The sequence below is a fragment of the Allobosea sp. TBD101 genome (genome assembly GCF_059817965.1).
Window position 1 is genome coordinate 4,060,185 of sequence record NZ_CM187543.1, and the last position, 12,686, is coordinate 4,072,870.

Genomic DNA, 12,686 nt, shown 5'->3' on the forward strand with positions numbered 1-12,686 from the left:
CCCTGCCCTAGCCCTTCCTGCCCCGCCGGAACACGCCGACGAGCTCGACATGAGCGGAATAGCGGAACTGGTCGACCGGCGTCACGGCCTCCAGCGCATAGCCGCCCGCAACGAGGGTCGCGGCGTCGCGCGCGAAGCTCGCCGGATCGCAGGAGACGTAGATCACGTCCTTGACCTTGGACGCCGCCAGTCGCTTGACCTGCGCCTCCGCACCGGCCCGCGGCGGATCAAGTACGACGACGTCGAAACCGTTGAGCTCATGCTCAAGCAGCGGGCGTCGGAACAGGTCGCGCGTCTCGGTCGCGATCGGCTTCAACCCTTGCGTCGCACCGGCGCCCTTGGCGAGCGCCAGCATCGCCGCCTTGTCGCTCTCGATGGCCAGCACCTGCATCTTCTCCGCAATGCGGAAGCTGAACGGGCCACAGCCGGCGAAGAGATCGGCGGCACGCTTGCCTTTAGGCAGCGCCGCCATGACGAGCCCAGCCAGCACGTCCTCGCCCGCGCCCGTCGCCTGCAGGAAGCCACCGGCGGCCGGCGCGACCAGCGCCTTGCCCATGCGCTGCAAGGGCGGCCGGCGCTCGACGACGATCTCGCCATGGTTGGAGAGCCGGGCGAGGTCGAGGCGTTCGGCAAGCTGCGTCAGGGCGAGCCTGAGCTTGTCGCCAAGCGGGCCATGGCCGCGGATATCGACATCGAGCCCGGCTTCAGAGGCGGTGACCTGGATATCGAGCGGCTTGTTCGCGCTGCCCATGCGGTTCGCCAGCATCAGGGCGACGGCCGGCGCGCGATCGAGCCCCGGCGCCAGCACCGGACAGGCTTCGACCGAAATCAGATCGTGGCTGCGTGCCGCCATGAAGCCGACCACCATCGCCTCGCCCTGCCGGCGGGCATGGAAAGTGACGCGGCGGCGGCCTGCGCCATGGGCGTCCACGAGATCGCCGACCGGCGCCTCGATGCCGGCACGGCTCAGGGCGGTCACGACCTGCTGGCGCTTCCATTCGCGATAGAGGCCGGGTGCCATGTGCTGGGCCGCGCAGCCGCCGCAGCGGGTGAAGAGCGGGCAGATCGCGGCGATGCGAGATTCAGACGGTGCGATGATCTCGACGAGCTGGCCGCGCTCGCCATCGACCACGGCACGCACGGTTTCGCCCGGCAACGCATAGGGAATGAAGATGCTGCCAGAGGCAGCCTGCACGATGCCGTCGCCCTTCTGGCCGAGGCGATCGACGGTGAGAACTTCATTCATGGCGAGCTTCGGAGAAGAAATTTCTCCCGCTTGCGACTTGGCGACTGGCATTGTTCCGAACTCGGGGCGAAAGGCCCGCTCACTGATGACCGCTGAGAGGCTTTCGCCTATCAGGTTGGAGAGACATTGGGAAATCCTGCCATGACTATCCGCGCGAAGATCGACATGAAGGATGGCGTCATCGAAGCCATCGGCAACACCCCGCTCATCAAGCTCGAGCGCGCCTCTGCGGAAACCGGCTGCACCATCCTCGGCAAGGCCGAGTTCATGAATCCCGGCCAGTCGGTGAAGGACCGGGCCGCGCTCGCCATCATCCGCGACGCCGAGGCGAAGGGGCAGTTGAAGCCGGGCGGCGTCATCGTCGAGGGCACGGCGGGCAATACCGGCATCGGCATCGCGCTCGTCGGCAATGCGCTGGGCTATCGCTCGGTCATCGTCATCCCGGAGACGCAGTCGCAGGAAAAGAAGGACATGCTGCGGCTGGCCGGCGCGACGCTGGTCGAGGTGCCGGCCGCGCCCTACGCCAACCCGAACAACTATGTGAAGGTCTCCGGTCGCCTCGCCGAGGAGCTGGCGAAGACCGAGCCCAACGGCGCGGTCTGGGCCAACCAGTTCGACAATGTCGCCAACCGGCAGGGCCATCTCGACACGACCGGCCCGGAAATCTGGGACCAGACGGCGGGCCAGATCGACGGCTTCATCTGCGCGGTCGGCTCGGGCGGGACGCTGGCCGGCGTCGGCATGGCCCTGAAGGCGCGCAACCCCAAGGTGACGATCGGGCTGGCCGATCCAATGGGGGCGGCGCTCTATTCCTACTACACGGCGGGCGTGCTCAAGGCCGAGGGCTCCTCGATCACCGAGGGTATCGGCCAGGGCCGGATCACCGCCAATCTGGTGGATGCGCCGGTCGATGTCGCCTTCCAGATCCCGGATGCGGAAGCGGTGCAGATCGTCTTCGATCTGCTGGAGCAGGAGGGCCTCTGCCTCGGCGGCTCGTCGGGCATCAATGTCGCCGGCGCGATCCGGCTGGCCAAGCAGATGGGGCCGGGCCACACCATCGTGACGGTGCTCTGCGACTACGGCACGCGCTACCAGTCGAAGCTGTTCAACCCGGACTTCCTGCGCTCGAAGAACCTGCCGGTTCCCGGCTGGCTGGAGCGGGACGGTTCGGCGCTCAAGCAAGCCGTCAGCAAGGTGATGGCCTGAGGCGGCAACCGCCTCAGGCCATTCGTGATCACGCCGCGCGCGGCGTCGCGTCGATCGCCTCGATATCGCCGGCGCGGTCGTACTGCGCCTGATCGAGCATGCCCTGCCGCTTGGCGACGAGAGTGGGCACCAGCGCCTGACCGGCAACGTTCACCGCCGTGCGGCCCATGTCGAGGATCGGGTCGATCGCGAGCAGCAGGCCGACACCGGCCAGCGGCAGGCCGAGCGTCGAGAGCGTCAGCGTCAGCATCACCGTTGCGCCGGTGAGGCCGGCGGTCGCGGCCGAGCCGATGACCGAGACGAAGGCGATCAGGACATATTCCTGGATGCCGAGCGGCACGCCGTAGAACTGCGCGACGAAGATCGCGGAGATCGCCGGGTAGATCGCGGCGCAGCCGTCCATCTTCGTGGTCGCGCCGAGCGGTACGGCGAAGGCAGCGTATTCGCGGGGCACGCCGAGGCTCTTCTCGGTCACGGCCTCGGTCACCGGCAAGGTGCCGATCGAGGAGCGCGAGACGAAGGCGAGCTGGATCGCCGGCCAAGCACCCGCGAAGAAGCGCGCCGGCGACAGGCCGTGCAACACGAGCAGCGCGGGGTAGACGACGAGCAGCACGATCGCGAGACCGAGATAGACGGCGAAGGCGTACCAGGAGAGCTGCTCCAGCGTCTGCCAGCCGTACTGCGCCACGGCATTGCCGAGCAGGCCGATGGTGCCGATCGGCGTCAGCCGGATCACCCACCACAGGACCTTGCGGACGATCGCCAGGAAGGACTCGTTCAGCGCCAGAAAGCTGTTGGCGCGCTCGCCGACCTTCAGCGCCGCGACGCCGACGACGATCGAGATCACCAGCAATTGCAGCACGTTGAAGCCGAGGCGCGTGATCGCGCCACTGCCTTCGACGCGCGTCGTCGCCTGCAGGCCGAACATGTTGGCGGGCACGAGGCCCTTCAGGAAGTCGAGCCAGGAACCGACGGAGCCCGGCGCCTTGGCGCTGGCGGCGGCCACGCCGGCATTGATGCCGGGCTGGATGATAAGGCCGAGCGCGATGCCGATCAGCACGGCGATGAAGGCGGTAATCGCGAACCAGAGCAGCGTCTGCCAGACCAGCGCGGCGGCATTCGAGAGCTGGCGGAGATTGCTGATCGAGGCGACGATCGCGGTGAAGATCAGGGGTGGCACCAGCGCCTGCAGCAGCTGCACGAAGATCGAGCCGGTGGTCGAGAGCGTGACGGTCAGCCAATTCGGCTGGCCCGGCGCGACCGGGCCCATGTTGCGTGCGACCCAGCCGAGCACGAGGCCGATCACCATGGCGGCCAGGACCTGGAAGCCGAAGCTGGCATAGAACGGTTTTGAACCGGCTCCGGCTGTGCCGGTCCGGGGAATTGCGGTGGTCATGACAGGATCTCTTCTAGCTCGGCCCACGGCCGTAGATGAATGTTCCTATACACTCTCAGGATCGACCTCCGCAAAAGCAGATATTTTTGTAATTCACGCAAATTGCGATAAAAATATTCTCTTTTGGAGCACATCGCGAGGATGAAGCCGACGACGCCGAGAACGGTGTTCTCATCAGGCCCCAATCGCCTCGCGGCAACGCTCTCGTTTGCCGGAAAAGTGATTTCCACGGAGATCGAACAGTTCTAGCCTGCACGTCGATGATCCAGCGATCGGCGAGGTGGTCGCATGTCAGTCTCGGAAGTTCGGCTCAGCCCCTCCGCCGCGCGGGAAGCGCTGCCCGAGCAGGACCATCCACCTCCGGACGGCGTCATCGCCTCAGGCGTCTATGTCCATGGGGTGCGCGTCGCCGATATCCCGGTGACGGAAGCCGGCGAATGGGCGCGCAAGGACGACCATGTCGTCTGGATCGGCCTGTTCGAGCCGGAGCCCGCGCTGCTGCGCTGCGTGCAGCAGCAGTTCAACCTGCACCCGCTCGCGGTCGAGGACGCTACTAACGCGCATCAGCGGCCCAAGCTTGAGCAATATGGCGACGCGCTCTTCGTGGTCGCCCGCACCGCCCAGTTGATCGACGGGCGCATCGCCTTCGGCGAGACCCATATCTTCGTCGGGCGCGGCTATATCGTCAGCGTCCGGCACGGCGCCTCGACCTCGTACAAGTCGGTGCGGCAGCATTGGGAGACCTGCCCGACCTCGCTGGCCAAGGGCGAGGATTTCATCCTCTACGCGATCCTCGATTTCATCGTCGACAACTACATGCCGGTGCTGGAAGCGATCCATGACGAGGTCGAGGAGATCGAGGACAAGATCCTGGCTAAGCCGATGGGGCGCTCCGATATCGAGCGGCTCTACATGCTCAGGCGCGACCTGCTGCGCCTGCGCAATGCGGTGGCGCCCTTGGTCGATGTCTGCCAGCGCCTGATGAACGGCACGGTGCCGCAGGTCCGGCCGACGCTCGCCCCGATGTTCCGCGACGTGACCGACCATGTCCGCACCGTGCAGGAGAAGATCGACAGCCTGCGCGAGGTGCTGGCCTTCGCCTTCGAGGCGAGCCTTCTGGTCGGACAAAGCCAGGAGAGCCTGATCACCAAGCGCCTGGCATCCTGGGCCGCCATCCTGGCGGTGCCGACGGCGGTGGCAGGCATCTACGGCATGAATTTCGAGAACATGCCGGAACTCAAGATGTATTACGGCTATTATTCCGTGCTGGCGCTGATCGTCTGCACCTGCTCGATCCTGTATTGGCGTTTCAAGCAGAACGGCTGGCTGTAGCTGCCATACCGCATTTTCTTCACGCGAACCGGTATCCACTTCGCTCGAAAATGCTTCAGCGCAGCGGCCAGACCAGCAGGATCATCGGCACCGCAAGCAGGATGACCAGCAGCGACAACGGCGCGCCGAGTCTTGCATAATCGCTGAAGCGATAGCCGCCCGGCCCCATCACCAGCGTGTTGCACTGGTGGCCGATCGGCGTGAGGAAGTCGCAGGCCGCGCCGATCGCCACCGCCATCAGGAAGGCGTCGGGATTGTAGCCGAGGTTTTTCGCGAAACCCGCGCCGATCGGCGCCATCACCAGCACCGTCGCGGCGTTGTTCAGGAACGGCGTCACCGCCATCGCCGCGACAAGAATGAGGGCGACCGAGGCCCAGCCCGGCAAGCCGCCGCCGATCATCGCGAGCCAGGAGGCGAAGAGATCGGTCGCGCCGGTCGTCCGCAGGGAATCGGAGACCGGGATCAGCGCCGCCAGCATCAGCAGGATCGGCGCATCGATGCTCTGATAGGCCTCGCGCAGCGGCACGCAGCGGAACGCGATCAGCAGCACGGCGGCGGCGAAGAAGACGAGCGGCACCGGCGCGAGCCCGGCCGCGAGCGCTATGATCGCCGCCAGCACGATCGTCACGGTCAGGACGACGCGGCGTGTCGAGCCCAACGGCACCAGCCGGTCGGCCAGCGGCAGGAGGCCAAGTTCGGAGAGCTTTTCCGGCAGCAGCTTCTCGTCGCCCTGGATGACGACGATGTCGCCCGCCCGCAGACGGATGTCGCGCAGCCGCTGGCTGAAGCGCTCGCCGGAGCGGCTGATCGCGATCATGTTGACGCCGAAGCGGCTATGCAGAGCGATATCGCCGGCCGACTGGCCGATCAGCGTCGAGTCCGGGCCGATGATCGCCTCGGCGATGCGGTCGGGGTCGAGCGCGTCCTGCTTCTGCGTCGGGCGGTCCTTGCCGGCGAGATCGAGCCCGCCTTCTGCGACGACCCGCTCCAGCACGGCGGCATCGCCGCGCAGCAGAATGATGTCGCCGGCCTGCAGGGAGGCGTCGGGGAGCGGCGCCTGCACACGGCGCTCGTTGCGCAGGATCGAGACGATCTCGATCCCGCCGCCGCCGATGACCTTGAGATCGGCGACCGTCTTGCCGGCGAGCGGTGATTTCTTTCGGAGCCTGGCCTCGGTCAGGTAGTCCTTGATGTCGATCGCCTGGTCGAGCGAGACGGCGCCGCGGCGGTTGCGCGGCAGCAGGCGATAACCGACGCTGAGGAAAAGGCAGCCGGCAACGGCCACAACGATCCCGACCGGGGCGAAATCGAACATCCGGAAGGGCTCGCCGCCGAGCTCCTGCCGGACGCGGGAGACGATGACGTTCGGCGAGGTGCCGACCAGCGTGACGATACCGCCGAGCAGCGAGGCGAAGGCCATCGGCATCAGGAAGACCGAGGGCGATTTCCCGCTCTTGCGGGCGAGCTGGTAGGCGATCGGCAGCATCATCGCGAGCGCGCCGATATTCTTGATGATCGCCGACATCACGGCGACGACGAAGACGAGGAGCGGCACCTGCAGCTGCGTCGAGGTCAGGCCCGTGCCCAGCTTGGAGAACAATCGCTCGATGATGCGCGAGCGTGCGACCGCAGCGCTGAGGACCAGCGCGCTGCCGACGATGATGACGATGTCGTCCGAGAAGCCCTTGAAGGCATCCGCCGCCGGCACCAGCCCGAGCGCGACAGCGGTGAGCAGCGCGAGCATCGCGACGATATCGTAGCGCAGCCGCCCCCACAGGAAGGCGGCCATCATGCCGGCGACGAGAAGAACGGAGAGAATCTGCGGCTGGGTCATCCGACCTTCAACGTATCGCGCGCGGTCAGCGCCTCACAGCCACTTCTTCCAGCGGAAGAACAGGTAGGGCAGGATCGCGAACAGGATCATCAGGCCGACCGCGAGCGGATAGCCCCACTGCCACTCCAACTCCGGCATCGTCTTGAAGTTCATGCCGTAGATCGAGGCGATCAACGTCGGCGGCATCAGCGCGACGGAGACGACCGAGAACAGCTTGATGATCTTGTTCTGCTCGATCGAGACGAGGCCGAGCGTGGCGTCCATCATGAACTGCAGCTTGTTCGACAGGAAGGCTGCGTGCTCCTCGATGGCCTGCACGTCACGCACCGCGGAGCGCCATTCGGCCGAGAAGCCGGTCTGCGCCTTCTTCGGCCGGGTATAGTTGGCCGAGAGGAAGAGCAGTACGCGCTCAACCGAAACCATGCTCTCGCGGACGTTGGAGATGATGTGCTCGTACTGGCCGATCTTCTGGATCACGACCTGATAGACGCCGCCGCGCTCGACATCCTGGCCACGCCCGGCGAAGACGCGGCGCGAGGCGATGTCGATCTTGTCGCCGACGCCGCGCAGCACCTCGGCGGCGCGGTCGACGATCGCCTCGATCAGCCCGTCCAGCACCGCTTCCGGCTGTTGGCCGCAGCCTCCCGGCTTGGTCGCGCGGTTGAGGAAGATGTTGAAGGCGCCCGGCTCGTCATAGCGTACCGTGACCAGCGCCTTGTCGGTGAGGATGAAGGTCACATCCGCCAGCAGCGGGACGATGGTGTCGGATTGGCAGATGATCCGCGCGGTCATGTAGCGCGCGCCGTTCTCGGTATAGATGATCTCGGACGGCTCGAGATCGTGCATCTCCTCACGCGTCGGGATCGAGATGCCCAGATGCTTCTCGACTCGCTTGTCCTCCTCCGGCGTCGGATTGAGCAGGTCGATCCAGACCACGTCGTCGGGAAAGTCCCCGTAGGCGTCGAGCTTGCCGGGGCGGAGCTTGTCGCGCGTGTCGGGGCACGAGCCGTGGATCGTCAGCATGGGCGCGAATCTCGCTGCACGGTCGGGATGGAAACCGGCAGGAACTCCGATCCGAGCCGCGTGTCAAACCGATGACGGCCCGGATCGAAGCGTTGCCGAGCCGTCAGACCCCACCCTTCACGCCCTGCGGCGGCAGGCTGTCGGCCGGCACGAAGAAATCCGGCATCAGCGGCACCGAGGGGTCGACGCGGTACGGGGTGAAATCGGTGACGCCCTCGCCGGCCATGAAGCTGTCGTCGATCAGGAAATGGCCCGAGAATTCGCGGGAGGGCTTCGAGAAGATCATGTGGGCGGCGTCGGCGAGGATCTCGGGCGTGCGGCTCGCCTGCACCATCTTGTCGCCGCCGAGCAGGTTTTGGACAGCCGCCGTCGCGATGGTGGTGCGCGGCCAGAGCGCGTTGACCGCGATGCCCTGGCGCGCCAGCTCACCGGCGAGGCCGAGCACGCACAGGCTCATGCCGTATTTCGCGATAGAATAGGCCAGATGCGGCGCGAACCACTGCGTCTTCATGTCGAGCGGCGGCGACAGCATCAGGATATGCGGGTTCTGCGCCTTCTCCAGATGGGGAATGGCATATTTCGAGACCATGAAGGTGCCGCGCGTGTTGATCTGGTGCATCAGATCGAAGCGCTTCATGTCGGTCATCTGGGTGTTGCTGAGCTGGATCGCGCTGGCATTGTTCACGACGATGTCGATCCCGCCGAAGGTCTCGGCGGTCTTGGCGATCGCCTCGGCGACGCTCTGCTCGTCGCGGACATCGACCATCAGCGGCAAGCATTTGCCGCCGGCCGCCTCGATCTCGGCGGCCGAAGTGTAGATCGTGCCGGGGAGCTTGGGATGCGGCTCGGCCGTCTTGGCGGCGATGGTGACGTTGGCGCCGTCCCGCGCCGCCCGGAGCGCGATGGCGAGACCGATGCCGCGCGAGCCGCCGGTGATGAAAAGCGTCTTACCCTTGAGCGACATCGCCGCCTCCCTCCTGATTGTCGATGACGTAGCGGGCCGGCTGCGAGCCATCCCGGTCGGTGAAGCCATAGGCGCGCGCCAGATCGGCGACATGGAGAACCTTGCCGGAATGGCGCATGACATCGGCATCAGCCGCCAGTGCCGCGACGGCGCGGCCGGCATAGAGTGGCGTTTCGGTGGTCTGGTCGCCGAGCCCCGCGTCGCGAACGCGCTCGGTCAGGACGTGGCCGGGCGACAGGCCCAGTGCGGTGACGCCGAAGGGCTTCAGCTCCTCCGCCATCGCGAAGCTCAACCGGTTCATCGTCGCCTTGGCGAGGTCGTAGAAGACATCGCCGAGATAGGCGCCCGCCATGTCGAAGCTCAGCGTGACGATGAGGCCAGAGCGGGCCTGCACCATGGCCGGCGCCACCGCCCGCGCCAGCAAAAGCTGCGCATAGACGCCGCTCTCGAAGCTTTCGCCCAGCCTTGCCACCGGTCGGCGCCAGAACGGCGTGCCGAAGCCGGAACCGTCGGGGTAGCGCTCGCCGTCATAGCCTTCATTGCCGCCCCAGACCGCGTCGACGACGCAATCGAGCCGGCCGAAGCGGCGCAAGGTCCAGGCGACGAGCCCGTCGACATCACGCTCGCTGGTATGGTCGCAGCGATAGGGATAGCCCTTGCCGCCGGCCGCCTCGACCTCGCGAGCGGCGTCCTCGAAGGTTTCGGAACGCTGGTCGGTGCGCGGCCCGGCCTCGCTGGAGCGGCCGGTTACGATGACGGTCGCGCCGGCCTCGCCCAAGGCCTTGGCGATACCGCGTCCGAGGCCGCGCGAGGCACCCGCGGCGAGGCAGATGCGGCCGGAGAGAGAGACGGTCATGCCAACACTCTCGGCCCTGATGGGCCAATCCGCCTCATCCCTCCAGGGTCACCCCGGACAAGCCGCATCGGCGGCGCCGATCCGGGATCCATGCCTGAACCTTTGCGGGGAGCGCTCCGGCATGGATCCCGGGTCTCCGCTTCGCTGCGCCCGGGATGACTCGTGGAGGGGGACAGGAAATCCGCTAGCCACTCGCCACCCGCTGCTCTATAGCCCCGCTCCCCTCGCAACGGAGCAGCACCATGGACAGCACCGATGTCGCCGCTTGCTGGGAGGCCAATGCCGAGACATGGACCCGGCACGCGCGGGCCGGCTACGACCTCTATCGCGACGCGCTGAACAGCCCCGTCTTCTTCGCTAACCTGCCAGATATCGCGGGGCTCGATGGCCTCGATATCGGCTGCGGCGAAGGCTCGAACACGCGCAAGCTGGCCGAAGCCGGCGGGCGCATGATCGCCGTCGACATCGCACCGACCTTCCTGCGTCACGCGCAGGAGGCGGAAGCCGCGAAGCCGCTCGGCATCGACTACCGGTTCGGGGACGGCACCGCCCTGCCCTTCCCGGACGAACAGTTCGACTTCGCAACGGCCTTCATGTCGCTGATGGACATGCCGTTTCAGGACAAGGCGCTGGCGGAAGCCGCGCGCGTGCTGAAGCCGGGCGGCTTTTTGCAGTTCTCTATTCTCCACCCCTGCTTTGCTCCGCCCTATCGCAAGGTGTTGCGCGACGATGACGGCAACATCCGCGCGATCGAGGTCGGCCGCTATTTCGACGGCGTCGACGGCGAGATCGAGACCTGGCGCTTCGGCGCCGCCCCGACCGAGGTCAAGGCCAGCGTCGAGCCGTTCCGGGTGCCGCGCTTCCACCGCACGCTGAGCGAATGGGTGGCGATGATCGTCGCAGCCGGGCTGACCATCGAGCACATGGCCGAGCCGCATGTCGATGCCGAGACGGCGCGGACCATCCCCTATCTCGCCGACACGCACATCGTCCCGCTGTTCCTGCATATCCGCGCCCGCAAGGGCGCAGCCTGAACGGGGCGCGGCTGCGCTCACGCGGCGAAGACCGCGGCCGCGTCGGCGATGGCGCCGGCGCCCTCCGTCACCGCGAGTTCGAGGGCCGGCGCCTCGGTCACAATGCATTCGGCATAGAAGCGGGCCGTGGCGAGGTCGGCGGTGCCATCCGCTTCGGAGCGCGTGGCAAGCGCCTTCCTGGCCAGTCCCGTGCCGCCCTGCGCCAGCGCGAAGAGCTTGAGATAGGGCGTGGCCCCGGCTAGCGCGTCGGCAGGCTTGCTGCCGAGCGCACCGAGCATCCATTCCGTGGCTCGCTCCAGCGAATCGACGGCAGCACCGAGGCGGGCGGCGGCATGGCCGAAGCCCGGATTGTTGGCGCGCTCGACCTCGGAGACGATGCCGCGCATCTCGTTGATGAGGGCATGCACCGCGTCGCCGCCGGATAGCGGCAGCTTGCGGGTGACGAGGTCGATGGCCTGGATGCCGTTGGTGCCCTCGTAGATCGCGGCGATGCGGGCATCGCGCAGATGCTGGGCGGCGCCGGTCTCCTCGATGAAACCCATGCCGCCATGGACCTGCACGCCGGTCGAGGCGACGTCGATGCCGATATCGGTGGCATAGGCCTTGGCGATCGGTGTCAGGATCGCAGCGCGCTCGGAAGCGGCCTTGCGCCTGGCCTCGTCGGTCTCGCGATGCGAGCGGTCGAGCGCCTCCGCGACCTGATAGGAGATGGCGCGGGCACCTTGCGTCTTGGCGCGCATGTCCATCAGCATGCGGCGCACGTCCGGGTGGACGACGATCGGGCTCATCGGCGCGCCCTTGGGCGCATCGAGCGCTGCGCCCTGCTTGCGCTCATGGGCGAAGGCGAGCGCCTGCTGATAGGCGCGCTCGGCAATGGCGACGCCCTGCAGCGCGACGTTGAGGCGAGCATTGTTCATCATCGTGAACATGCAGGCGAGGCCGCGGTTCTCCTCGCCGATCAGCCAGCCGATCGCGCCGTCATTGTCGCCGAAGGCCATCGAGCAGGTCGGCGAGGCATGGATGCCGAGCTTGTGCTCGATGCCGGAGCAGCGCAGGTCGTTATGGGCGCCGAGCGAACCATCGGCATTGACCATGAACTTCGGCACGAGGAAGAGCGAGATGCCGCGCGTGCCGGGAGGGGCGTCGGGCAGGCGCGCCAGCACGAGATGGATGATGTTCTCGGTCAGGTCGTGCTCGCCATAGGTGATGAAGATCTTCTGGCCGGTGATGCGATAGGTGCCGTCACCGACGCGCTCGGCCTTGCTGCGCAGCGCATTGAGGTCGGAGCCGGCCTGCGGCTCGGTCAGGTTCATCGTGCCCATCCACTCGCCGGAGACGAGCTTGGCGAGATAGGTCTCCTTGAGATGGTCGGAGCCATGGGCATGGAGCGCCTCGATCGCGCCGACCGTCAGCAGCGGACCGAGCGCGAAGGCGAAGGCGGCCGAGTTCCACATCTCGATGCAGGCCGATTGCAGCAAAGCCGGCAGGCCCTGCCCGCCATAGGCTTCCGGTGCCGGCAGCGCGTTCCAGCCGGCCTCGGCCCAGGCCTTGTAGGCCTCCTTCCAGCCCGGCGGCGTGGTAACCGCGCCGTCCTTCAGCTTCGAGCCGTTGAGATCGCCGACGCGGTTCAGCGGCGCGATGACGTCGGCGGCGAATTTCGCGGCCTCGTCGAGCACGGCTTCGGCGACGCCGCCTTCGAGCTCCGGCGCTAGCCCGTCGGCAATCAGCCGGTCGAGCCCCGCGACGTGGCGCATGGTGGAGAGCATGTCCGAAACCGGGGCGCGATAGCTCATAG

10 protein-coding genes are annotated in these 12,686 nt (G+C 66.9%); 3 read left to right on the top strand and 7 right to left on the bottom strand.

Annotation, left to right across the window (positions count from 1 at the left end):
* Positions 1-7: 7 nt before the first annotated feature.
* Complete coding sequence (locus AC6RIC_RS19730; protein ID WP_499733586.1) at positions 8-1,246, bottom strand: class I SAM-dependent RNA methyltransferase; 1,239 nt, start codon at positions 1,244-1,246, stop codon at positions 8-10.
* Between the two features lie 141 nt (positions 1,247-1,387).
* On the opposite strand from AC6RIC_RS19730, the gene AC6RIC_RS19735 reads away from it, so the two are divergent.
* Complete coding sequence (locus AC6RIC_RS19735; protein WP_499733587.1) at positions 1,388-2,452, top strand: cysteine synthase A; 1,065 nt, start codon at positions 1,388-1,390, stop codon at positions 2,450-2,452.
* 28 nt (positions 2,453-2,480) lie between these two features.
* Here the strand turns inward: AC6RIC_RS19735 and AC6RIC_RS19740 are convergent, their stop codons facing one another.
* The gene (locus AC6RIC_RS19740; RefSeq protein ID WP_499733588.1) at positions 2,481-3,848 is read right to left on the bottom strand and encodes a dicarboxylate/amino acid:cation symporter; all 1,368 of its coding nucleotides are present in this window, start codon (positions 3,846-3,848) and stop codon (positions 2,481-2,483) included.
* Between the two features lie 288 nt (positions 3,849-4,136).
* On the opposite strand from AC6RIC_RS19740, the gene AC6RIC_RS19745 reads away from it, so the two are divergent.
* Entirely contained in the window at positions 4,137-5,180 is a 1,044-nt protein-coding gene (locus AC6RIC_RS19745) for a magnesium and cobalt transport protein CorA (protein WP_499733589.1), read from the top strand.
* Between the two features lie 55 nt (positions 5,181-5,235).
* On the opposite strand, the gene AC6RIC_RS19750 is transcribed toward AC6RIC_RS19745, so the two are convergent.
* From AC6RIC_RS19750 to AC6RIC_RS19765, 4 genes are all read right to left on the bottom strand, one after another.
* The gene (locus AC6RIC_RS19750; RefSeq protein WP_454657794.1) at positions 5,236-7,014 is read right to left on the bottom strand and encodes an SLC13 family permease; all 1,779 of its coding nucleotides are present in this window, start codon (positions 7,012-7,014) and stop codon (positions 5,236-5,238) included.
* Between the two features lie 33 nt (positions 7,015-7,047).
* Positions 7,048-8,037, bottom strand: a complete 990-nt coding sequence (locus AC6RIC_RS19755) for a magnesium transporter CorA family protein (RefSeq protein WP_454657795.1) — start codon at positions 8,035-8,037, stop codon at positions 7,048-7,050.
* Between the two features lie 103 nt (positions 8,038-8,140).
* The gene (locus tag AC6RIC_RS19760; protein ID WP_499733590.1) at positions 8,141-9,001 is read right to left on the bottom strand and encodes an SDR family oxidoreductase; all 861 of its coding nucleotides are present in this window, start codon (positions 8,999-9,001) and stop codon (positions 8,141-8,143) included.
* A complete protein-coding gene (locus tag AC6RIC_RS19765; protein WP_499733591.1) occupies positions 8,985-9,857 on the bottom strand; it encodes an SDR family NAD(P)-dependent oxidoreductase in 873 nt (290 codons plus the stop codon). Before AC6RIC_RS19765 ends, AC6RIC_RS19760 begins: the two co-directional genes overlap by 17 nt.
* A 242-nt stretch (positions 9,858-10,099) precedes the next feature.
* Between AC6RIC_RS19765 and AC6RIC_RS19770 the strand changes: the two genes are divergently transcribed.
* Positions 10,100-10,891, top strand: a complete 792-nt coding sequence (locus AC6RIC_RS19770; RefSeq protein ID WP_499733592.1) for a class I SAM-dependent methyltransferase — start codon at positions 10,100-10,102, stop codon at positions 10,889-10,891.
* Positions 10,892-10,908: 17 nt separating this feature from the next.
* Here the strand turns inward: AC6RIC_RS19770 and AC6RIC_RS19775 are convergent, their stop codons facing one another.
* Entirely contained in the window at positions 10,909-12,684 is a 1,776-nt protein-coding gene (locus AC6RIC_RS19775) for an acyl-CoA dehydrogenase family protein (protein WP_499733593.1), read from the bottom strand.
* Positions 12,685-12,686 lie beyond the last annotated feature (2 nt).